A 19443-nucleotide genomic window follows, 5' to 3' on the forward strand; every position below is an offset into this window, starting at 1 on the left:
TGGCAGCGGCGAAAACGCCGGGCACCGGCAGCGAAGAGAGGCTAGTCTAAAGCAGCCCACGCCCGGCGAGATTGCGCATCAACGCAGCGGCGCCGAAGCTCCAAGGGGCGCATTCCGTCGAGAGCCGCACGGTGTTGGTCAGCCGGCCCAGTTCGGCATTGGCGATCGTCACCACATCCCCGAGCTTGTGGGTGAAGCCCTGGCCAGGCTGGTCACGGTCCTCCACCGGGGCAAAGAGCGTGCCCATGAACAGCATCAGCCCGTCAGGGTATTGGTGGTGCGGGCCGATCGTCTGGGCCACAAGGTCAAGCGGATCGCGGCTGATCTCCGCCATCGAGCTTCGGCCGGTGAGCCGGTAGCCATCAGTGCCCTCGACAAGCAGCGTGAGCTCTGCCCTGCGAACATCGTCGATCGTATAGGTCTCGTCGAAGAGGCGGATGAAGGGACCGATGGCGCAGGAGGCGTTGTTATCCTTGGCCTTGCCGAGCAGCAGCGCCGAGCGCCCCTCGATATCGCGCAGATTGACGTCGTTGCCGAGCGTCGCCCCCCGCACCTGTCCTGAAGATGAGACCGCGAGCACGATCTCGGGTTCCGGATTGTTCCAGTGCGAGGCCGGATGCAACCCGACGTCGGCACCTGGACCGACCGACGAGAGCACCGACGCCTTGGTAAAGACCTCAGCATCCGGGCCGATACCAACCTCCAGATACTGCGACCATATACCCTCCTCGATGAGCGCCGCCTTGACGCGGGCCGCCTCCGGCGATCCGGGCTTCAGGTTTCTGAGGCTGTCGCCGATGACGGCGGTGACGCGACGGCGTATCGCCTCGGCGCGCGACGCATCGCCGGCCGCCCGCTCCTCGATGACCCGCTCGATCATCGAGCGCGCGAAGGTGACACCACAGGCCTTGATCGCCTGCAGATCGGCAGGCGCCAGGAGGTGGAGACCAGAGGGATCGTTCGCAGCCCCGAGACAGTCCTCAAGCGACCCGAGACGGTGTCCGGATGCGGACCGCACGTAGGCAACCGGATCGGCGAGTTCCAGAAGGTCGCGCATGGTCGGTGCCACCTTCGAGGTGATGTCGTAGGTCGCGCCGTCGCGCAGCGCGACAAGCGACGGCCCGCCGACATCGGGCCGCCAGGCGCGACCGACAAAGGTGCCATTGCGAAACGCTGGATCCGTCATACCGCCCCTCCTCCTGCTCCGGTCTATTTCTTGCAGCGGAAGCGGGGGCTGTAAAGCCGACAGCGGCGCGCGAACGTCCCATGGGTTGTAGCGGACGGAACATTGCAAATTTTCACGCGTTTAACCTCGGCCATGTGCCTTCAAGGGGCGCTCGCGCCGCTGAATATGCGATGCGCGAAATCCGGCGCCTGCGGCCGCTCGGGAAGGAATGGATGCGGCTGGCCGAGGCTCGCAAGATGCGTAGAAAGGATGTGTTATGAACCAGCACGAAGAGTTCAAGGAAAAGCCGGTGATCGATCCGGTCACCGGGCAGCCGCTCCCCAGTCAGCCGCTCACGCCGCATGCAAGTGATACGCCGCCAGCCCGTTCTGGGCGCAGCAACTGGCCCATCATCATCATCCTGCTCGCTGGCCTGGTGCTGGCGCTGATCGCCTGGCTGCCAGCGGAACTCAGCCGCGACGCGGCTGAAACCACCACCCCACCGGCGACCACCGATCAACCGGCAACCGGGCAATCTACGACCGACCAGGGCACGACGGGTCAGGCAACCCCGCCAGCCGATACGAGCACGGCACCTTCCGGCGGCACGACCACCCAGCCGGCACCCGAGGCAACACCGCAGCAGGGTACGGCAACGCCTGAAACACAGGGTTCCACGCAAGGGTCTACTGGTTCCACGCAAGGGTCTACTCCGGGCACGACGCCCAGCATGACGCAGCCTGCACAGTAAAGGTGGCAAGACTGGAACGATCACGGCCGGAGATCTCTTCTCCGGCCGGACAGGCGTCATCGCGCAGGCACCATCGCTTCGGTTTCGAGGGAGCAGCCCGCTCCCATCCCTTTACGCTCAATACCGATTGAAGCGCGTCGTCAGCCCGGCTTGACGCTGGCGGCAATCATCGCGTCCCAACCGGCAACGGCACACTGTGCGATCGCCAGCAAGGTCTCCCGCGTGGCACCGTCGCGTGCCTCGATCGACATTCCGTGCTGAAGCGAGGCGACGTAGGCGGCAACTGCTGCGCAATCCGTGCCGGCCGGCAAGTCGCCCTCCCGCACGGCGCGTTCCAGGCGTCGCTCCAGCGCCGCCTGCTTGTCGAGGCGACGGATCTTGAGTGCATCGCAGACCTCCGCATCCCCGCCTGCCATCTGCGGCGCCGAGAGCACGACCATGCAGCCGCGACCCCAGCGCGGTCGAAGCGGCGGTCAAGACGGTTGCCGAGACCCACGGCCGCATCGACATCCTCGTCAACAATGCCGGCGTTTTCGACGCCGGTACGGTGACGGAGGTATCGAGCGATGATTTCGACCGGACGATCGACGTCAATGTGAAGGCAGTGTTTTTCGCGACGCGTGTTGCAGCGGCTCACATGCCGGAGGGCGGTCGCGTCATTTCGATCGGCAGCAATCTCGCCGGCCGCGTGCCCTCGCCCGGCATGAGCCTCTATGTGCTGAGCAAGAGTGCGCTTATCGGCTTTACCAAGGCGGTGGCGCGCGACCTGGGTCCGAAAGGCATCACCGTCAACATCGTTCACCCCGGCTCGACCGATACCGACATGAACCCGGCCGACGGCGACCATGCCGGCCCACAGCGCGGCCTGATGGCCATCCCCCGTTTCAACGAGACGAGCGACGTGGCGGGTCTCGTCGCCTGGCTTGCCGGCCCCGACAGCCGCAGCGTCACCGGCGCCGAGTTCACCATCGATGGCGGCACCAACGCCTGAGTTCTGCTCGGCCAAACCAAGGGAACCGGGAGCAAGGCTGCCGGTTCTTTCAGTGTCATTTCAGTTTGACAGGGCCGCCTTAGGCGAGGAACCGCGCCGGGCGATAGGGCGCGAGGTCGATGACCGTCTTTTCACCGGTCATGGCCTCGGCAAGCGCCCGGCCAGTCACGGGTCCGAGCGTCATGCCGTGATGGGCATGCCCGAAGGCAAACCACAGGCCCTCGTGGCGCGGCGCCTTGCCGATCAGCGGCATCATGTCCGGGGTGCAGGGGCGAGCGCCCATCCACGGCTCCTCGTCGCGGCGTTCGGCGAGCGGGAAGAATTCCCGCGCCACCCGCTCGGCGCGGGTAAGCTGCACCGGGGTCTTCGGCGCATCGCGCCAGGCGAATTCGGCGCCGGTCGTCAGCCGGATGCCACGCAGCATCGGTGCGAGGAAATAGCCCTTCTCGGCATCGAGCACCCAGTTGTTGAGCTGAGCGCCGTCCTGCACGCCATAGTGCATGTGGTAGCCGCGCTTGACCGCCAGGGGAAAGTGATAGCCGAGCTTGCGCGTGACCGTATCGGCCCAGGGGCCGAGCGCCACCACGACCTCGCGGGTCTCAAGTGGCCCTTCCGGGGTGGCGACGCGCCAGCCGGGACCTTCGAGCACATGCTCGGTCGTCGCCGCATCGCCGGAGACGAGCCGTCCGCCGAGCGACTGGAAATAGGAAAGATAAGCCTTGTTGAGACTGTGCGGATCGCGGATCGACCAGGGATCACTCCAGCGCAGGCCGCCGACGAGATCTGCCTTGATCGAAGGCTCCATCGTCTTCAAGTCGCTCGTCGACAGCTTCTGATGGTTGACGCCGAAGCCGGCCGAGAGTTTTTCGGCCTCCTTGTAGGCGGCATCTCGCTCCTTCTCGGTGCGAAACACCTTCATCCAGCCGTCCTTGCGGATGAGATCGCCGGCACCGGATGCCGCGATCAGATCCTGATGCTCGCTGATCGAATGCTCGATCAGCGGCGCGTAAAGATGGGCGATGCGCTGGTGCTGGGTAAACCCGGAATGCCACCAGTAACGCGCCAGGAACGGCACCAGGCCCGGCAAGGCGCGGATGTGGTAATGGGCGTCGATGGTGTTGTTCAGCGCGTAACGGAAGAGCGCACCGAAGTCGTGCGGGAAGCCATAGGGAAAGACGCCCTCGCGCTGGATCAGGCCGGCATTGCCGTAGGAGGTTTCCTCGCCGGGCCCGCGGCGGTCGAGCAGAAGCACCGCCTTGCCGCGCCGGGCCAGATGAATGGCGGTTGAGATGCCGACAATGCCGGCGCCGAGAACGACTACGTCAGTCTTCATTTGCGGAAGATCCCCAGCCAAAACGAGCCGCGGCCAGTTCGAGCCGCGGCGCTAACATCATTTCTTCTTCAGCGCATTCATGATCTGCTCGAGGTAGCCGAGCAGCACGGCCGAGACGACGAAGGCAAGATGCATGATCGTCGCCCACATCAACTGCTCGCTCGTGTATTGCTGCGTGTTCAGGAAGATCTGCAGCAGGTGGATCGACGAGATCGCCACGATCGAAGAGGCGACCTTGATCTTGAGGCTGCCGGCATCGAGCTTGCCGAGGAACGATACCTCGGCGTCGGCCTCGTCGAAGCGGCTGACGAAATTCTCGTAACCGGAAATCATCACCATGACGATGAGGCTCGCAACCAGCGCCGCGTCGATCAGACCGAGCATCGACAGGATCATCTGGGCATCATCATAGACGAACACCATGCTGGCGATCTTCAGGAACTTGTAGATGAAGGAGACGCCGTAGAGCGCCAGCGCCGCGACAAGGCCAAGATAAAAGATGACCAGGAGCCAGCGGCTGGACAGGATGATCCGCTCGACGATGAGTTCCAGCGATTTCATGATGTTACAATCCCCGGGGCCAAATCTGCAGTTTCGGCATCAATAGCCAAGCGCGCCGGCAAGGGCAAGCAACAGCATCCGGCAGACATATACAGGAAGGGCGACGGTCATCCCGTCGCCCTTGGCCAGTCACGCACGTTGCCAGTCACGCACGTTCGCCGAAGATCCAGCTAGCCTCTCCGCACCAGTCCGGCGACGAGAGAAATCACCAGGAAGACGAGGAACAGGAAGAAAAGGATCTGCGCGATACCCGCGGACGTGCCGGCGATGCCACCGAAACCAAGTACACCGGCAATGATCGCCACGACAAGAAAGACAAGCGCATAATATAACATAGCAGTTCTCCTAACCTGCATCACTGACCGAAAAACGCCGAAACTATCCTTTTGTTCCGATGCGCCAACAAATTACAGCTTCAACAAAGCTGAAATCTGAATTGAATTATACTCTTGTTAACCAACATAGACAAAAGAGTCCCGATTCAAGACGCGTTGTACCAGTTTCGCCCGGAACCTTACTGATACTCTGACGTTGTTCACCCATGGAATACGCAGGGTAGAAATGACGATGCCGACAGCTCACATCTGGAAAACAGCGCTTGAGGCGGCTCGCGGAAAAGCCGGACTTTCCCACCGCAATCTTCATATCGGCAAGACGATGCGGGATCTCTACTTCGCCAGTAAAGAAGGGCAGAACGAGAAGATCGATGATCTTCTCGAAGAATTGCGCAAGCGCGAGACGCCGTCCAAGAAGTAATTCCCTGAACTGCATGGCTTTAGCAGAGCCATTTACGGGAACGCATATGAAAGCCGCCGCGGCTTCTGGCCGGGCGGCTTGGTCGACGTGTCGCTGGTGGCGCCGTCAGCGCCGGGACATCCAGTCGTCGATCTGCCGTTCCGCTTCGTCCTGGGCGATGCCATAGCGGGCCTGGATGCGCCCGGACAACTCTTCCTTGCGACCATTGATGATGTCGAGGTCGTCATTGGTGAGTTTGCCCCATTGTGCCTGCACCTTGCCCTTCAGTTCATGCCATGTGCCTTCAACGATATCCCAGTTCATTCCTCTTGCCTTTCACTTGCTCCTGCCTGTCGGCTGGCCTGCTGGTTGTGGCGTCGCCGTGCGGCGACGCCGGTAAGCTCAATTGCGGATCTTGGTCGCGCTGACGTCGCGCGCTGCGATGGCGTAACTACCGTCATCGATCTGCAGCCTGACCTTAAGCCGGCCGGCCGGCGTCACCCGCCACTCGACGGTTGCGTCCTCAACAAAGAGGGCCGGGTCGACTTCAGCGCACGTGCCATAGGCCCGCTTGAAGACCTTCGAGGTGGCATCGATCGCCGGCGAAAGCAGCTCGCGGCATTCTTCCACCGTTTCAAATGCGACGGTTGGTGCCGGCACTTCGCGGCACGCATCGGTGGTCTGCATGCAGCCGACCAGGACCATGATGGCAGCGATATGTTCCATTCGCATGCTCCTCGCGTCAGAACTCGATGACAAACGGCGATGCACGCCCTCCTGTTCCCTCCGCCGGCTACAAATAATTCCAGGAACCTTTGCCCGCGCTGCGCGTTTGTGGCGCGGTCCGCTAGGTGCCTATCCAGGCGGTGCCCATCGCTCACCCACCGAACCTGAACTGCCAAGCTCGAAGCGGGCTGACGACCCGTCGCCTGCACACCGGCCTTTCGTTTCGGAGAGGCGGCCAGACCGCTCAAATGGAACAAAACCGCCGCAATGGTCGTTTTCGCAACGATAACAAGTGCTGCGACTGCGGCTGAGAGACGGAGGAGATGCTGGGGAGGCAAACATACATCACAGGGGATACGCCCATTGCGAGCACGTCAGAGCCGGCCAAGATGAAAGAAGGCTGGCACCAATGACGCGGCACCGGGTGAGACAGATGCCTCATTGTCGTCAATCTGTTCGTCATCAGTCCCGGCAAATCGATTTCAGAAACTCGATTCTAGTTTCAACAGAGCAACCCTCGAATAGGAACGCGTCATGAAGAAGATACTTATCGCTGCAAGCCTGATCTTGCCCCTCGCTGCCTGCACGCAAACTGAGAAGGGTGCGGCCATCGGCGCAACCGGTGGCGCCATCATCGGCGGCGCGGCGACGAACGACGTTCGAGGTGCTGCGGTTGGTGCTGCCATCGGCGGCGTGGCCGGCGCGTTGATCGGCAATGCCAACGAGCCTGGTCGCTGCATCTATCGCGACCGCTATGGTCGCCGGTACGAAGCGGCCTGCTGATCAGGCAAATCGATCGGAGAAACGGGCTGCGGCCCGTTTCTCCTGCTCGCATGAGCTAGCGACGGCGAGATGAAGCGGTATCCTTGCCGGAGCCTGAGATAAGCGCTTCGGCCGCCTCCAGTTTTCCCAACAGTTCGATGAAGAGAGCAGGAACGGGCTCGTTCTCCACGGCCTGATAGAGCGCCTTCAGCCTGGCGCCGACCAATTCGTTGCGGCCCGATACGCCGGCAACCTCTTCCGATGCGGCTGCCGCCGCCTTGTCGTCTCCAACCGGAACGCCCATCCCTTGCAACCACCGCCGCCTGTTGTTCACAGCTTCCCATAGGCGGAAAAACGTGTTCAAAACATTCACCTCTTCCGCCGGATGTTCCCTATCCTCAGAAAATTCGCGAATCGCATAGCCCTTAAGGAAAGTCGTTGATGTCACTTTCGACCCGGATTGCGCCACACCTTCCCTTCCTGCGCCGCTATGCCCGCGCCGTTACCGGTTCGCAGGCCGCAGGCGACGGTTACGTGGCCGCCGTTCTTGAAGCGCTGATCGAGGATATCAGCCTATTCCCGGACGCTTCGAACGACCGAATCAGCATCTACAAGCTGTTCTGCTCGCTGTTTGAGAAGATTGCCATCGACCGGACGGAAAGCGCATCGCCGTTTGCCTGGGAGCAACAGGCAGCCGCCAATCTTTCGCTGATTGCACCTGCGGCGCGCCAGGCCTTCCTGCTTGTCTCGGTCGAAGGGTTCTCGATTGCCGACGCAGCCGAGATCATGGGCTTCAGCCAAGGCGAGTTTTCGAAGCTGCTCACGGTGGCCTCGGAGGATATTTCGCGCCAGGTCGCAACCGACGTCCTGATCATTGAAGACGAGCCGCTGATCGCGCTCGATATCGAGGACATGGTGACAAGCCTTGGCCATAGGGTTACCGGCATCGCCCGCACCCACAAGGAGGCGCTGGAGCTCTACCAGAAGACGTCCCCGAAGATGGTGCTCGCCGACATCCAGCTTGCCGACGGCAGTTCCGGCATCGACGCCGTCAACGAGATCCTGACCCAGGCAACTGTGCCGGTGATCTTCATTACCGCCTTTCCGGAGCGGCTGTTGACCGGCAAGCGCCCGGAGCCGGCCTTCCTGGTGACCAAGCCGTTCAATCCGGACATGGTCAAGGCGCTGATCAGCCAGGCGCTGTTCTTTGACGAGCACGCCCGCTCGGCACGACGCTAAGCCTTTTCTGATGGTATCGTTCAACCGGGCAACTGGCGCTCCGGCGGCTGCTCGCGGATCTCTTCGACAATCGCCAGAACGATGAGGGACAGCGGCAGCGCAAGCATTGCGCCGACCGCTCCCCACATCCAGGTCCAAAAGACGATCGCGATGAAGACCAGGAACGGGTTCACCTCGAGCTCGCTGCCAAGGATCGCCGGAATGACGAGGTTTTCCATGACGAGATGGACGACGAAGAAAGCGGTAGCCGGCATCAATGCCAGCCACAGGACCTCATGCGTCATCAGGCCAGCCGCCAGCAGGCTCAGCGTCATGACCGTCACGCCGAGATAGGGAATGAAGCTTGAGACGAACGCGAACAGGCCCCATAGCGGGGCCATCGCCAGCCCTCCGACAAAGGCGATCGTCATCGTCAGGGTTCCAAGCGCCAGATAGATCAGGCTGGCGATCGAGAAGTAGCGCGCGAGCGCATCTTCGATGCCGTTCATGATGCGGATGGCGCTGAGGCGACGCTCCCGGCTGGCGAAGGCCAGAATGACGGCCTTGCGCAGTTGCAGCCGCCCGAGCAGAAACAGACCAAGTGCCGCCAGAAAAACCAAGGTCTGCACCAGTGCCGGCGTCAGTCCGGCCGCCGTGGCGGCGAGCATGGGGCCCGCGTTCTTCATCACGGTGTCGGCGATCGCGTCGTTGCCCACGCCGCGGGCGACAGCCAGCCGCAACCACTCGAACCGTTCGATAAAGGGCATGACACGCGCCACCACACCTTCGGCAAGCTTTGGCGCTTCGGAAACAATCACGGTCAAGGGCCCGAGCAGCGCGTTGACCAGCCAGGACAGGCCGATCACGAAGATCATCGCCAGGAGCAGCCCTCCAAGGATCGGCGGCAAGCCGAAACGCGCAAGCGCGTCGGCCGTGCGCCCGAGGACGATCCCGACCACGATCGCGAGCGTAATGGGCAGAAGAATCGTCTCCATGGCGTAGATCGCTGCGCAGCCGGCAATGACGAAGAGGCCAATGATGCTCCAGGCAACCATCAGGTCGATGCCGTCACGCCGCGCGGCGGACGATGGCGCTGCCGTGGCGACGGCCGCCTCCTCTTCGACAACGCGCCTTGCGCGCTCGCGTTCGCGGGCGGCACCGACCCGGCGCAGCTTTTCCACGATCATGCCGCGCCTTCTCTCAGCCACAGGCGCACGAACAGTATCCTGCCTTGCGTGCAGAACATCGGTATTTGCCGACGCCTGCCGCGCTTCGGATTGCGGCACGTCACGTGGATCAGAACCTGGATCCCGCACGATCAATGTCGTTCAGGCGGAAAGACGTGGAGCGTCAGGGACAGCAGCCCGAGCCCCAGAATGATGACAAGCAAGGTGTGGGCGACGCCCGCCGCGGTATGCGGGCCAAAACCGATCAGGATAGCGGCGACAAGCAGCGCGCAGACCCGTGGCAGCCAGTAAAGCATCGACAGTCCTCCCGATCGTCTTGGCCCGTTCGGGCCTGTTTCTTGGACCGATTTAATAACGCCCAAGCCGGTCGGTTGGTTCCCTGCCACCACCCCCAAGAGCACAACAAAAAACGCCGCCGGACACGAGGCCCGGCGGCGTGAAAGAAGAAGCGGAAATCCCGCTGAGACGGCGTCCATCCCAAGGGATGCGACGCGGCGGCGCAGCCTTAAGCGGCGGCGGCGACGACGATCACTTCAACGAGGTATTCCGGCGTTGCGAGCTTGGCTTCGCCGGTGGCGCGGGCCGGGGTATGGCCCTGAGGAGCCCAGGCGTCCCAGACCGAGTTCATCTTCGGGAAGTCGGCCATGTCGGCAAGCCAGATGGTGGCCGAGAGGATGCGGGTCTTGTCGGTGCCGGCGAGCGCCAGAAGACGGTCGACTTCGGCAAGCGCCTGCTTCGTCTGCGTTACGACATCGTCACCGGCGTTGCCGACCTGGCCGGCGAGGTAAACGGTGTTGTTGTAGACGACGGCCTGGCTCATACGGGGGCCGGTTTCGAAACGCTTGATTTCCATGGACGTGTTCCTGAGGTTGGGCCGAACGGTGGGTCCGGCCGAAAAGCGGCTGCCCGCCGCCGAAAGGCGAGAGTTGAAGGCGGCGCGACACCTCTACACCATCATGCCCTCAAGTCAAAGAAGCCGGGAACAATGTCCCGGCTTCCTGTTTCATGCGCGATCGACCAGTGACGGATCAGGCCGCCTGCTTCTTGGCAAGCCGCGCCTTGATGCTGGCGACGTCAGCCCGTGGCGTCGCGGCAAACAGCGTCTTGGTATAGCTGTGCTTCGGATCGGCGAAGACCTCGTCGCGGCTGCCATATTCGACGGCTTCACCGAAGTACATCACCATGACGTCGTCAGCGATGTAGCGCACGACCGAAAGGTCGTGGCTGATGAAGACGTAGGTGAGCTTCAGCTCGTCCTGCAGGTCGGCAAGCAGGTTCAAGACCTGTGCCTGGACCGAAAGGTCGAGCGCCGAGACCGGCTCGTCCAGCACCAGAAGCTTCGGGTTGAGCATCAGCGCGCGCGCAATCGCGATACGCTGGCGCTGGCCGCCCGAGAACATGTGCGGATAGCGGTTGAAGTGCAGCTCGGTCAGACCGACCTTCTTCAGCATCGTCATCGCCCGGTCGCGACGTTCGTCAGCCGGCGTGTCGGTGTTGATGACCAGCGGCTCCATCAGGATATCGCCGATCTTCTGGCGCGGGTTGAGCGAACCATAGGGGTTCTGGAAGACGATCTGGACCTTGCGGCGCATCTCGGGCGTCATGTCGCCCTTGGCGATGTCGATCTTCTTGCCTTCGATCAGAAGCTCGCCCGAGGTCGCCGGGTCGATCAGGGTGAGAATACGGCCAAGTGTCGACTTGCCGCAGCCGCTTTCACCGACAATCGCCAGCGTCTTGCCCTGCTCGACGGAAAAGCTCACGCCCTTGAGAGCATGAACCGTCTTTGCCTTCTTCAGAAGGCCGCCCGGGATATGGTAGTCGCGCACCAGATTGCGCGCTTCGAGGATCACGCTCATTGGGCCGCTCCTTCATCGACGAAGAGTTCGGAGATCGTCGGCAGACGATCGCCGGTTGCGTTGTCGGGAAGCGCCGCCAGAAGCGCACGCGTGTAGTTGCTCTTCGGGTTTTCAAAGAGCGTCAGCACGTCGGCCTCTTCCATCTTGCGGCCCTTGTACTGCACGACCACCCGGTCCGCAGTTTCGGCAACCACGCCCATGTTGTGGGTGATCATGATCAGGCCCATCTTGTGCTCGGCCTGAAGCTTCATCAACAGATCGAGGATCTGCTTCTGGATCGTCACGTCGAGCGCGGTGGTCGGCTCGTCGGCGATCAGCAGCTTCGGATTGCAGGCGATCGCGATCGCGATCATCACGCGCTGGCACTGGCCGCCCGACATCTGGTGCGGGAAGTGATTGAGCCGCTCGGCCGGATCGGGGATACCAACCGCGGTGAACAGTTCGATCGCGCGCTTGCGGCGCGCGGCCTTGTCGAGGCCCAGGTGGACGCGCAGCACTTCCTCGATCTGGAAGCCGACGGTGAAGCACGGATTGAGGCTGGCGATCGGCTCCTGGAAGATCATGGCAATGTCCTTGCCGACGATCTTGCGCCGTTCGCTCGCCGACATGCCGAGCAGGTCGCGACCATTGTAGGAGAGCTTGTCAGCCGTGACCTTCGCGGTCCAGGGCAAAAGCCCCATGGCCGCCAGCATCGACACGGACTTGCCCGAGCCGCTTTCGCCGACGATCGCGAGAACTTCGCCTTCGTGTACCTTCATCGATACGCCGTTGACGGCGCGGAAGGGGCCGGAGGCCGTCTGGAACTCGACGACCAGGTTTTCGATTTCGAGAAGCGCCATGATCAGGACCTCTTCAGCTTGGGGTCGAGCGCATCGCGCAGGCCGTCACCCATCAGGTTGATCGCCAGCACCGTGATCAGGATCGCGATGCCCGGCAGCGTCACCACCCACCAGTGGCTGCTGATGAACTCGCGCGCTTCGGCGAGCATCGTGCCCCATTCCGGTGTCGGCGGCTGGGCGCCCATGCCGAGGAAGCCGAGGGCCGCAGCGTCAAGGATCGCACTCGAGAAGGACAGCGTTGCCTGGACGATCAGCGGCGCCATGCAGTTCGGCAGGATCGTCTTGAACATCAGGCGACCGTGGCCGGCACCGGCAACCTTGGCGGCGACGACATAGTCACGGGTCTTTTCGCTCATGACGGCAGCGCGCGTCAGGCGCACGAAGTGCGGCTGGAAGACGAGCGCGATCGCGATCATGGCGTTGACCAGGCCCGGGCCGAGAACCGCGACCAGCACGAGGGCGAGCAGCAGCGACGGGAAGGCAAGGATGATGTCCATCACGCGCATGATGACGGTGTCGACCCAGCCACGGAAGTAGCCGGCGATGACGCCGAGCGCGATGCCACCGACGAGCGACAGGGTCGTCACGATGACGCCGACGAACAGCGAGAAGCGGGTGCCGTAGATCAGGCGGGACAGCATGTCGCGTCCGACGGCGTCGGTACCGAGCAGGAAGCCGGCGCGGCCACCCTCCTGCCAGACCGGCGGAACCAGAACCGCGTCACGGTACTGCGCCACCGGGTCGTGCGGGGCGATCCACGGCGCGAAGACCGCGAGCAGAACGAGGAACAGGAAGAACACGAGGCCGATGACGGCGCCGCGGTTCTCGGAGAAATAATACCAGAACTCGGCCAGACGCGCCCGGCGGGACGGATCGGTCGAAACGGCGCTTGTTGCAGCAGCTTGAGACATGACGCCCTCCTTAGTGCCGGATGCGCGGATTGATGAGACCGTAGAGCAGGTCGACGATCAGGTTGACCAGCATGATCACCGCAGCGATGACGAGTAGGCCTCCCTGGATGACGGCGTAGTCGCGACGCGATACCGAATCCACCATCCACTTGCCGATGCCCGGCCAGGAGAAGATCGTTTCGGTGAGGATCGCGCCGGCGAGCATCACGCCCACCTGCAGGCCGATCGTCGTGACCACCGGGATCATCGCATTGCGCAGCGCATGGACGCCGACGACACGGAAGGTCGAAAGGCCCTTGGCGCGCGCCGTGCGCACGTAGTCTTCGGAGAGAACCTCGAGCATCGCCGAGCGCGTCTGGCGCGCGATGACCGCAAGCGGAATGGTCCCAAGCACGATCGTCGGCAGGATCAGGTGGCTGACCGCCGACTTGAACGCACCGGCCTGACCCGACAGCAGCGAGTCAACAAGCATGAAACCGGTGACCGGCGGGAAGAAGTACATCAGCGAGATGCGGCCAGAAACTGGCGTCCACTGCAGCATGCCGGACACAAGCATGATCAGCAGCAGGCCCCACCAGAAGATCGGCATGGAGAAGCCGACAAGGGCGGTTCCCATCATCGCCTGGTCGACGGCCGAGCCGCGCTTGATCGCAGCGATCACGCCAGCCGGAATGCCGAGGATGACGGCAAACAGGATCGCGCAGAGCGAAAGCTCCACGGTCGCCGGGAACAGTTCGAAGAACTGGTCGATGACCGGCTTTTTGGTCACGATCGAGGTGCCGAAGTCGCCGTGGAGCACGCCCCAGAGATAATCGAGGTACTGGACCACGATCGGCCGGTCGAAACCGAGCGCATGTGAAATTTCGGCGTGTCGCTCCGGCGACATCACGCGCTCGCCCGAAAGCAGCGCAACCGGATCGCCCGGAAGCAGGCGAATGAAGGAGAAGGCGATGATGGAGACCCCGATGAATGTCGGAATCAGGACAGCCAATCGCCCCAAGAGAAATCGGAACATGTTAAACCCCGCGCCATGTTGCCGCGGCATTGTATCCCGCCGCTGGCACCACTGCATGCCTTCACACTTTTCGGAGAAGCATGCAGCAAGTCGAAATGCCACAGCGACCTTTTGCGCCGGTTGAGGCGCGCGTCGCTATAGTGGATGCAAAGAGGGGCGCTTGCCCTTGGCAAACGCCCCCTCAAGGTTCTGTTAACTAAATTACTCGGTAATGTCCACGCCGTCGAAGGCAAAATCACCGAGCGGGCTCTGAACGAAGCCTTCGACATTCTTGCGCATCGGCACGACCGAGAGCGAGTGGTCGATGGTGGCCCACGGCGCTTCGCGCTTGAAGACAGCCTGGGCTTCTTCGTAGAGCTTGGTGCGCTCGGCCACGTCAGAGGTCTCCTTCGCCTTCTTCACGAGGGCGTCGAATTCCTGGTTGCACCACTGTGCACGGTTGTTACCGCCAACAGCGTTGCAGCCGAGCAGCGTGTCGAGGAAGTTGTCCGGGTCGCCGTTGTCGCCGGTCCAGCCGAGGATGACGGCACCGTCACGGTCCTTGGCCTTGGACTTGTCGAGGTATTCGGCCCACTCGTAGGAGACGATCTCGACCTTGACGCCGATCTTGGCGAAGTCCGACTGCATCAGTTCAGCTGCACGGCGGGCGTTCAGCATGTACGGACGCGATACCGGCATCGCCCAGAGCTTCATCGACAGGTCCTTGACGCCTGCGTCTTCAAGCATCTTCTTGGCGACTTCCGGCTCGTAGGTGTCGTCTTCGAGCTTGTCGTTGTAGGACCACATCGTCGGCGGGATCGGGTTGACAGCCGGCTGGGCAGCGCCCTGGAAGACGGCGTCGACGATTGCCTGCTTGTTGATCGCCTTGTTCAGCGCCTTACGGACTTCCGGCTTGTCGAACGGAGCCTGGGTCGTGTTGTAGGCGAGGTAGGAGACGTTGAGGCCGGCCTGTTCCATGACCTTGAGGTTCGGATCAGCCTTCATCTTTGCAACGTCGGCAGCGTTCGGGAACGGCATCAGGTGGCATTCGCCGGCCTGCAGCTTCTGATAACGGACCGAAGCGTCGGAAGTGATCGCGAATACGAGGTCGTCGATCTTCTGCTTGCCACCCCAATAGTCCGGGTTTGCCTTGTAGCGGATGACAGCGTCCTGCTGGTAGGCGACGAAAGCGAACGGACCGGTGCCGAGCGGCATCTGGTTCATCTGTTCCATCTTGCCATCGGCCTGCAGCTTGTCGGCGTATTCCTTCGACAGGATCGAAGCGAACGGCATCGCGATGTTGGCGAGGAACGGAGCTTCCTTGCGCGTCAGGGTGAACTTGACCGTCAGGTCGTCAACCTTTTCGACCGACTTGATGACTTCCGGGAAGCCCATGCCGGCTGCATATTCCCACGACGTGCCGGCGATGTACTTGTTCCAGGGGTTGTCAGCCTTCAGCTGGCGCTCGTAGGAGAACACCACGTCGTCTGCGGTGAGCTCGCGGGTCGGCGTGAAGAACTCGGTCGTCTGGAACTTGACGCCCGGACGCAGCTTGAAGGTGTAGACGAGGCCGTCGTCGGAAATCGTCCAGCTCTCAGCAAGGCCCGGCTCGACTTCGGTCGTGCCCTTCTTGAACTCGAGCAGGCGGTTGTAGACCGTGTGCGCAGCCGCGTCGAAGGTCGTGCCGGCGGTGTACAGGCCCGGGTCAAAACCCTCTGGCGAACCTTCCGAGCAATAGACGAACGTCTTCGACCAGGCAGAGCCGGCCATCAGCGTGGCAAGCGCCGTCGCTGCAAAGAGAGTAGTGAGCTTTTTCATGAGCTTTGCTTCCCAGATTTGTTTTTGTTCTCGTGTTTTCCTGACGCGGAATGCCGTTGCCCCCCGGTCAAGGCCGGATGGAACGACATTTGGCGTCGCAATGCAATAAGTCGCCGCAGAAATTTGTCTATGCGAAAAATTCGTCCGCAGGTAGAGCCGGGAAATCTGTCCACTGTTTTAGAATCGGCTGAGGAATCAGCCCCGCACGGCGCCTTCGAACCCAAGCTCCCGGCTGCTCTGAAGGTCTGTCGCGGACCTGTTTTTCGACGATAGCACAGCCCACGGGCGACGGCCTGCATTGTAACGCCACGGGCCGGCCGATGGAATAGTGACGCAGCTTCCAACACCGCGCGATCATCCACCGCACGGGGACGCGATTCGCGCATTCCTGATTTCCGTCAATCCCAAAGATAGTACGGTAGAAATCACCACCGGGATTATGCAATAAACTGTATACAAATCTCGGGGGAGACATTCGACGTGCCAGACCGTCCTTGGGAGGGACAGACAGCCGCCTCTTGCTACGCATCGCTTTTCGGCCGACCCGCCGGGGAACGGTCATGACGTCCGCAGTTTGCAATTCCGGTTTCGGCCCTTGCCGGTTGATCGCCAGAGCAGTGCAGATAGACTGCCGCGCGACGACAAGGGGATAGCCAACTCGTGGCGGCTTTGCTTGAAAATCACAGGCGGTACGACCTAAGTGTCGAACTTGAGAAAGCGCTGAACCGCGTCGATTTCTTCCGCATTTTTCACACCATGGCCCTCAGGTTCGGCTTCAGCCATTTCGGCATCCTGCAGCTCGGCAACGAAAACGACGCCTGCATGCTGTCCACTCGACTAGTGCTGCATGATCTGCCGTCGGGTCTTGCCGAGGAGTATGACAAGCGGCATCGCTTCGGCGACTCCCTGTTTTACAAAACGCTGCACCGCTCGGCGATTTCCTCGGTCTGGCGAGACGATGACACCGGATGCGATGCCGGCAAGAACTTGCTCGTTCAGCTCGGCTTCGAATTGCTCGTCAGCGTGCCGGTACACGCAGCATCGACCGGTGCACGCTACGCTGTGCTCTTCCTCGGCGACGGCGATGATATCGGCCGCGCCGAGCACTTTGAACTCGCCTATGACGCGGTCTCGGCCTTCGACTACTTCTATCGCGTCGCTCTTGCCAACAAGGCCGGAATGGGGCTGACGCCACGCGAGACGGAAATCCTCAAATGGATCTCGCACGGCAAGACCGCGAGCGAAATCGCCCTTATCGTTTCGGTGTCGGAGCATACCGTCAATTCGCACACGGCAACGATTTTGAAGAAGCTCGACGTCGTCAATCGCACCCAGATGGTGGCGAAGGCGATCCGCGAACAGATCATCCAGTGACAGCCGATGCGTGGCGGCGTTTTACCATCGCCACGCCCAACGAACAGGACGCCCGCAAACGGCAAGGGTATCGGTCATGACGCGAAAAGCTCACATCCTGCTTGTTGACGACGATCCGGCGGAGAACCTGATCCTGCGCTCGCTGATCCGCAAGGTGACGAGCATCGAGATCGAACTGCATTATTGCCAGACGATGGAAAGCGCGCTCGCGCATTTGCGCTCCGGCGAGCCGGTATCAATGATCCTGATGGACAACCGCCTTCAGCCACAGGCCGATTTCCGCGAGACGGTGCCTGCGCTGCGGCGCCACGGCTACATCGGACCGGTCGGGGTGATTTCGGCATCGCTTGCCGACCCCTATTTTCAGAAGTTGGAGGAATACGGCGCCGATTTCCGCATCGACAAGGCCGAGATCGACCCAACTGCGATCGATTTCATTTTGCGGGAGTATCTGCCGCCCGCGTGAACGCGGCGGCAGGCCATCCTATCGGCCTATTTCTTGGGCGGTCAGGCAGCCGTGGTCTGCGGGCGCTTGGTCTCTTCGAGGCCCAGCAGGAAGTTGATCTGCGGGCGAGCCTTCACGAGGTCGTCGATGGTGTAGCCCTGCAGCACCTCGAAGAAGGCATTGAGCGCCTTGCGCAGCGCCGAATTGAGGCCGCAGCTATCGACGAGCGGGCATTCGATCTCGCCGGCCTCAAAACATTCCGCCATCGCGAAACTGTCTTCCGTCACCTTGACGACGTCGAACAACGTGATCGCAGACGCAGGCTTCGGCAGACGTACGCCACCGTTACGGCCGCGGACGGTCTCGACCAGGCCTGCCCTGGTCAGGGGCTGCAAGATCTTGAAAAGAAACAACTCGGAAACGCCATAAGCCTTGGCAATCTCAGGGATGCGGCTGAGCTTTTCACCGTTAGCAGCGCAGTACATCAACATGCGAACCGCGTAGTTCGTTTGCTTCGTCAGACGCATCATTCACTCCGGCATCGAGAGGTTCACGTACTCATCATATAGGACGGATCGTAGTTTGGAACAATTCCAAAAAGCTCGAAAAATCACATCTTCTTGAGTGTTAACCGTTTCCCGATTGACTGTTTTGGGCGCTGGGGTCAAGAAAGATGAGCAATTTTGTTAACTTAGCTCAAACAAGAAAATGGAGGAATCGATGTCCGTTTCAAGAGCAGCAATGGGCGTTCTGTCCCTGACGGCAAGCTTCTTTGCCACGACCGCCGCCTGGGCCGATGGCGAGGTCAATATCTACTCTTACCGGCAGCCCGACCTGATCAAGCCGCTGCTCGATGCCTTCACCAAGGACACGGGCATCACCACCAATGTGCTCTTCCTCGACAAGGGTCTGGTGGAGCGGATCCAGGCCGAGGGCGCCAACTCACCGGCCGACGTTATCCTGACCGTCGACATCAGCCGCCTGACCGAAGCCAAGGACGCAGGCGTCACACAGCCTGTTGTCAACGAGACGATCAACAAGGACATCCCGGCGCATTTCCGCGACCCTGACGGCAACTGGTTCGGGCTCACCACGCGCGGCCGCGTCGTCTACGCGTCCAAGGACCGCGTCACTGAGAACGACATCACCTACGAAGAGCTCGCCGATCCCAAGTGGAAGGGCAAAATCTGCACCCGTGATGGCCAGCACTCCTACAACATCGGCCTGTTCGCCTCGATGGTCGCCCACCACGGCGAAGCCGAGGCCGAGAAGTGGCTGACCGGTCTCAAGAACAATCTCGCCAAGAAGCCTGATGGCGGCGACCGCGACCAGGCCAAGGCGATCCTTGCCGGCGAATGCGACCTGGCGCTCGGCAACACCTACTATGTCGGTCTGATGCTGACCAACGAGAAGGAGCCGGAGCAGAAGGAATGGGCCGCCGCCATCAAGGTGCTGTTCCCCAACGCCAAGGACCGCGGCACGCACGTCAACATCTCGGGCATGGCGCTTGCCAAGAACTCCCCGAACAAGGAAAACGCGCTCAAGCTGATGGAATTCCTGTCGGAAGGCGAAGCCCAGAAGATCTATGCCGAGCAGGTGTTCGAGTACCCGGTTCTGCCGGGCGCAGAACCCTCTGACGTCGTGAAGTCCTTCGGCACGATCAAGCCGGATGAACTGCCGCTCGCCGACATCGCGGCGAACCGCAAGAAGGCCTCCGAGCTCGTCGACAAGGTCGGCTACAACGACGGCCCGCAGGACTGATCGCAAGATTGCATGC

Annotated in this window: 25 protein-coding genes; 8 read left to right on the plus strand and 17 right to left on the minus strand. The window is 61.7% G+C overall.

Features of this window, described 5'->3' with window-relative positions; genetic code table 11:
- Positions 1–46 precede the first annotated feature (46 nt).
- The gene (locus MKZ91_RS07435; protein WP_336169590.1) at positions 47–1186 is read right to left on the minus strand and encodes a fumarylacetoacetate hydrolase family protein; all 1140 of its coding nucleotides are present in this window, start codon (positions 1184–1186) and stop codon (positions 47–49) included.
- Between the two features lie 256 nt (positions 1187–1442).
- Here MKZ91_RS07435 and MKZ91_RS07440 point away from each other — a divergent pair, with 256 nt between their 5' ends.
- Complete coding sequence (locus MKZ91_RS07440) at positions 1443–1916, plus strand: hypothetical protein (RefSeq protein ID WP_336169591.1); 474 nt, start codon at positions 1443–1445, stop codon at positions 1914–1916.
- 140 nt (positions 1917–2056) lie between these two features.
- On the opposite strand, the gene MKZ91_RS07445 is transcribed toward MKZ91_RS07440, so the two are convergent.
- Positions 2057–2332 carry a hypothetical protein gene (locus tag MKZ91_RS07445; protein WP_336169593.1) on the minus strand — a complete coding sequence of 92 codons (276 nt, stop codon included), beginning with the start codon at positions 2330–2332 and terminating at the stop codon, positions 2057–2059.
- Here MKZ91_RS07445 and MKZ91_RS07450 point away from each other — a divergent pair.
- Positions 2299–2907 (plus strand): SDR family NAD(P)-dependent oxidoreductase, encoded by a 609-nt coding sequence (locus tag MKZ91_RS07450; protein WP_336169595.1) that lies wholly within the window; start codon positions 2299–2301, stop codon positions 2905–2907. The two genes, MKZ91_RS07445 and MKZ91_RS07450, sit on opposite strands and share 34 nt — an antisense overlap.
- 79 nt (positions 2908–2986) lie before the next feature.
- Here the strand turns inward: MKZ91_RS07450 and MKZ91_RS07455 are convergent, their stop codons facing one another.
- From MKZ91_RS07455 to MKZ91_RS07465, 3 genes are all read right to left on the minus strand, one after another.
- Positions 2987–4240, minus strand: coding sequence for an NAD(P)/FAD-dependent oxidoreductase (locus MKZ91_RS07455; protein WP_336169597.1), 1254 nt, complete (start codon positions 4238–4240; stop codon positions 2987–2989).
- Between the two features lie 57 nt (positions 4241–4297).
- Positions 4298–4801 carry a TIGR00645 family protein gene (locus MKZ91_RS07460; RefSeq protein WP_336169599.1) on the minus strand — a complete coding sequence of 168 codons (504 nt, stop codon included), beginning with the start codon at positions 4799–4801 and terminating at the stop codon, positions 4298–4300.
- Between the two features lie 170 nt (positions 4802–4971).
- The gene (locus tag MKZ91_RS07465; protein WP_034800864.1) at positions 4972–5136 is read right to left on the minus strand and encodes a DUF1328 domain-containing protein; all 165 of its coding nucleotides are present in this window, start codon (positions 5134–5136) and stop codon (positions 4972–4974) included.
- A 232-nt stretch (positions 5137–5368) separates the two neighbouring features.
- On the opposite strand from MKZ91_RS07465, the gene MKZ91_RS07470 reads away from it, so the two are divergent.
- On the plus strand, positions 5369–5557 hold the full coding sequence (locus tag MKZ91_RS07470; protein WP_336169603.1) for a hypothetical protein: 189 nt from the start codon (positions 5369–5371) through the stop codon (positions 5555–5557).
- Positions 5558–5662: 105 nt separating this feature from the next.
- On the opposite strand, the gene MKZ91_RS07475 is transcribed toward MKZ91_RS07470, so the two are convergent.
- Together MKZ91_RS07475 and MKZ91_RS07480 are read right to left on the minus strand one after the other, a co-directional pair.
- The gene (locus tag MKZ91_RS07475) at positions 5663–5860 is read right to left on the minus strand and encodes a CsbD family protein (protein ID WP_336169605.1); all 198 of its coding nucleotides are present in this window, start codon (positions 5858–5860) and stop codon (positions 5663–5665) included.
- Between the two features lie 78 nt (positions 5861–5938).
- Complete coding sequence (locus MKZ91_RS07480) at positions 5939–6262, minus strand: hypothetical protein (RefSeq protein ID WP_336169607.1); 324 nt, start codon at positions 6260–6262, stop codon at positions 5939–5941.
- A gap of 534 nt (positions 6263–6796) precedes the next feature.
- Between MKZ91_RS07480 and MKZ91_RS07485 the strand changes: the two genes are divergently transcribed.
- Positions 6797–7045 carry a glycine zipper domain-containing protein gene (locus MKZ91_RS07485; RefSeq protein ID WP_336169610.1) on the plus strand — a complete coding sequence of 83 codons (249 nt, stop codon included), beginning with the start codon at positions 6797–6799 and terminating at the stop codon, positions 7043–7045.
- Between the two features lie 55 nt (positions 7046–7100).
- On the opposite strand, the gene MKZ91_RS07490 is transcribed toward MKZ91_RS07485, so the two are convergent.
- Positions 7101–7493: a NepR family anti-sigma factor gene (locus MKZ91_RS07490; RefSeq protein WP_336169611.1), complete on the minus strand. Its 393-nt coding sequence runs from the start codon at positions 7491–7493 to the stop codon at positions 7101–7103.
- Here MKZ91_RS07490 and MKZ91_RS07495 point away from each other — a divergent pair.
- Positions 7466–8263, plus strand: a complete 798-nt coding sequence (locus MKZ91_RS07495; RefSeq protein ID WP_336169613.1) for a response regulator — start codon at positions 7466–7468, stop codon at positions 8261–8263. The genes MKZ91_RS07490 and MKZ91_RS07495 overlap by 28 nt on opposite strands.
- Before the next feature lie 20 nt (positions 8264–8283).
- Here MKZ91_RS07495 and MKZ91_RS07500 read toward each other — a convergent pair whose 3' ends face one another.
- The 8 genes from MKZ91_RS07500 to MKZ91_RS07535 form a co-directional block, all read right to left on the minus strand.
- Positions 8284–9414: an AI-2E family transporter gene (locus MKZ91_RS07500; protein ID WP_442892218.1), complete on the minus strand. Its 1131-nt coding sequence runs from the start codon at positions 9412–9414 to the stop codon at positions 8284–8286.
- Positions 9415–9560: 146 nt separating this feature from the next.
- Positions 9561–9725: a hypothetical protein gene (locus MKZ91_RS07505; protein ID WP_336169618.1), complete on the minus strand. Its 165-nt coding sequence runs from the start codon at positions 9723–9725 to the stop codon at positions 9561–9563.
- A 209-nt stretch (positions 9726–9934) separates the two neighbouring features.
- On the minus strand, positions 9935–10282 hold the full coding sequence (locus MKZ91_RS07510; RefSeq protein ID WP_060516475.1) for a RidA family protein: 348 nt from the start codon (positions 10280–10282) through the stop codon (positions 9935–9937).
- Between the two features lie 175 nt (positions 10283–10457).
- Complete coding sequence (locus tag MKZ91_RS07515) at positions 10458–11285, minus strand: ABC transporter ATP-binding protein (protein ID WP_336169622.1); 828 nt, start codon at positions 11283–11285, stop codon at positions 10458–10460.
- Positions 11282–12124, minus strand: a complete 843-nt coding sequence (locus MKZ91_RS07520; protein WP_336169624.1) for an ABC transporter ATP-binding protein — start codon at positions 12122–12124, stop codon at positions 11282–11284. The genes MKZ91_RS07515 and MKZ91_RS07520 overlap by 4 nt, the downstream gene beginning before the upstream one ends.
- Positions 12125–12126: 2 nt before the next feature.
- Positions 12127–13035, minus strand: a complete 909-nt coding sequence (locus tag MKZ91_RS07525) for an ABC transporter permease subunit (RefSeq protein WP_336169625.1) — start codon at positions 13033–13035, stop codon at positions 12127–12129.
- 10 nt (positions 13036–13045) lie between these two features.
- On the minus strand, positions 13046–14050 hold the full coding sequence (locus tag MKZ91_RS07530) for an ABC transporter permease subunit (protein WP_336169627.1): 1005 nt from the start codon (positions 14048–14050) through the stop codon (positions 13046–13048).
- 201 nt (positions 14051–14251) lie between these two features.
- Positions 14252–15847: an ABC transporter substrate-binding protein gene (locus tag MKZ91_RS07535; protein ID WP_336169630.1), complete on the minus strand. Its 1596-nt coding sequence runs from the start codon at positions 15845–15847 to the stop codon at positions 14252–14254.
- Between the two features lie 660 nt (positions 15848–16507).
- Between MKZ91_RS07535 and MKZ91_RS07540 the strand changes: the two genes are divergently transcribed.
- On the plus strand, positions 16508–17221 hold the full coding sequence (locus MKZ91_RS07540; RefSeq protein WP_336169632.1) for a helix-turn-helix transcriptional regulator: 714 nt from the start codon (positions 16508–16510) through the stop codon (positions 17219–17221).
- A 76-nt stretch (positions 17222–17297) separates the two neighbouring features.
- A complete protein-coding gene (locus tag MKZ91_RS07545; RefSeq protein WP_336169633.1) occupies positions 17298–17687 on the plus strand; it encodes a response regulator in 390 nt (129 codons plus the stop codon).
- Positions 17688–17728: 41 nt separating this feature from the next.
- Here the strand turns inward: MKZ91_RS07545 and rirA are convergent, their stop codons facing one another.
- Positions 17729–18193 carry an iron-responsive transcriptional regulator RirA gene (rirA, locus tag MKZ91_RS07550; protein ID WP_336169635.1) on the minus strand — a complete coding sequence of 155 codons (465 nt, stop codon included), beginning with the start codon at positions 18191–18193 and terminating at the stop codon, positions 17729–17731.
- Positions 18194–18386: 193 nt separating this feature from the next.
- Between rirA and MKZ91_RS07555 the strand changes: the two genes are divergently transcribed.
- Positions 18387–19427: a Fe(3+) ABC transporter substrate-binding protein gene (locus tag MKZ91_RS07555; protein WP_336169636.1), complete on the plus strand. Its 1041-nt coding sequence runs from the start codon at positions 18387–18389 to the stop codon at positions 19425–19427.
- Positions 19428–19443: the final 16 nt, after the last annotated feature.

Origin of the sequence: Ensifer sp. MJa1 (assembly GCF_037026475.1) — a bacterium.
In the GTDB taxonomy this organism is placed as follows: domain Bacteria; phylum Pseudomonadota; class Alphaproteobacteria; order Rhizobiales; family Rhizobiaceae; genus Ensifer.

What these genes read in the sequence shown, in the direction of transcription:
- MKZ91_RS07545 (WP_336169633.1), top strand. Translation starts at nt 17,298, where the DNA reads ATGACGCGAAAAGCTCACATCCTGCTTGTTGACGACGATCCGGCGGAG.
- MKZ91_RS07475 (WP_336169605.1), bottom strand. Translation starts at nt 5,860, where the DNA reads ATGAACTGGGATATCGTTGAAGGCACATGGCATGAACTGAAGGGCAAG.
- MKZ91_RS07535 (WP_336169630.1), bottom strand. Translation starts at nt 15,847, where the DNA reads ATGAAAAAGCTCACTACTCTCTTTGCAGCGACGGCGCTTGCCACGCTG.
- MKZ91_RS07480 (WP_336169607.1), bottom strand. Translation starts at nt 6,262, where the DNA reads ATGGAACATATCGCTGCCATCATGGTCCTGGTCGGCTGCATGCAGACC.
- MKZ91_RS07470 (WP_336169603.1), top strand. Translation starts at nt 5,369, where the DNA reads ATGCCGACAGCTCACATCTGGAAAACAGCGCTTGAGGCGGCTCGCGGA.
- MKZ91_RS07445 (WP_336169593.1), bottom strand. Translation starts at nt 2,332, where the DNA reads ATGGCAGGCGGGGATGCGGAGGTCTGCGATGCACTCAAGATCCGTCGC.
- MKZ91_RS07515 (WP_336169622.1), bottom strand. Translation starts at nt 11,285, where the DNA reads ATGAGCGTGATCCTCGAAGCGCGCAATCTGGTGCGCGACTACCATATC.
- rirA (WP_336169635.1), bottom strand. Translation starts at nt 18,193, where the DNA reads ATGCGTCTGACGAAGCAAACGAACTACGCGGTTCGCATGTTGATGTAC.
- MKZ91_RS07495 (WP_336169613.1), top strand. Translation starts at nt 7,466, where the DNA reads ATGTCACTTTCGACCCGGATTGCGCCACACCTTCCCTTCCTGCGCCGC.
- MKZ91_RS07460 (WP_336169599.1), bottom strand. Translation starts at nt 4,801, where the DNA reads ATGAAATCGCTGGAACTCATCGTCGAGCGGATCATCCTGTCCAGCCGC.
- MKZ91_RS07525 (WP_336169625.1), bottom strand. Translation starts at nt 13,035, where the DNA reads ATGTCTCAAGCTGCTGCAACAAGCGCCGTTTCGACCGATCCGTCCCGC.
- MKZ91_RS07465 (WP_034800864.1), bottom strand. Translation starts at nt 5,136, where the DNA reads ATGTTATATTATGCGCTTGTCTTTCTTGTCGTGGCGATCATTGCCGGT.
- MKZ91_RS07455 (WP_336169597.1), bottom strand. Translation starts at nt 4,240, where the DNA reads ATGAAGACTGACGTAGTCGTTCTCGGCGCCGGCATTGTCGGCATCTCA.
- MKZ91_RS07530 (WP_336169627.1), bottom strand. Translation starts at nt 14,050, where the DNA reads ATGTTCCGATTTCTCTTGGGGCGATTGGCTGTCCTGATTCCGACATTC.
- MKZ91_RS07435 (WP_336169590.1), bottom strand. Translation starts at nt 1,186, where the DNA reads ATGACGGATCCAGCGTTTCGCAATGGCACCTTTGTCGGTCGCGCCTGG.
- MKZ91_RS07520 (WP_336169624.1), bottom strand. Translation starts at nt 12,124, where the DNA reads ATGGCGCTTCTCGAAATCGAAAACCTGGTCGTCGAGTTCCAGACGGCC.
- MKZ91_RS07555 (WP_336169636.1), top strand. Translation starts at nt 18,387, where the DNA reads ATGTCCGTTTCAAGAGCAGCAATGGGCGTTCTGTCCCTGACGGCAAGC.
- MKZ91_RS07485 (WP_336169610.1), top strand. Translation starts at nt 6,797, where the DNA reads ATGAAGAAGATACTTATCGCTGCAAGCCTGATCTTGCCCCTCGCTGCC.
- MKZ91_RS07505 (WP_336169618.1), bottom strand. Translation starts at nt 9,725, where the DNA reads ATGCTTTACTGGCTGCCACGGGTCTGCGCGCTGCTTGTCGCCGCTATC.
- MKZ91_RS07510 (WP_060516475.1), bottom strand. Translation starts at nt 10,282, where the DNA reads ATGGAAATCAAGCGTTTCGAAACCGGCCCCCGTATGAGCCAGGCCGTC.
- MKZ91_RS07440 (WP_336169591.1), top strand. Translation starts at nt 1,443, where the DNA reads ATGAACCAGCACGAAGAGTTCAAGGAAAAGCCGGTGATCGATCCGGTC.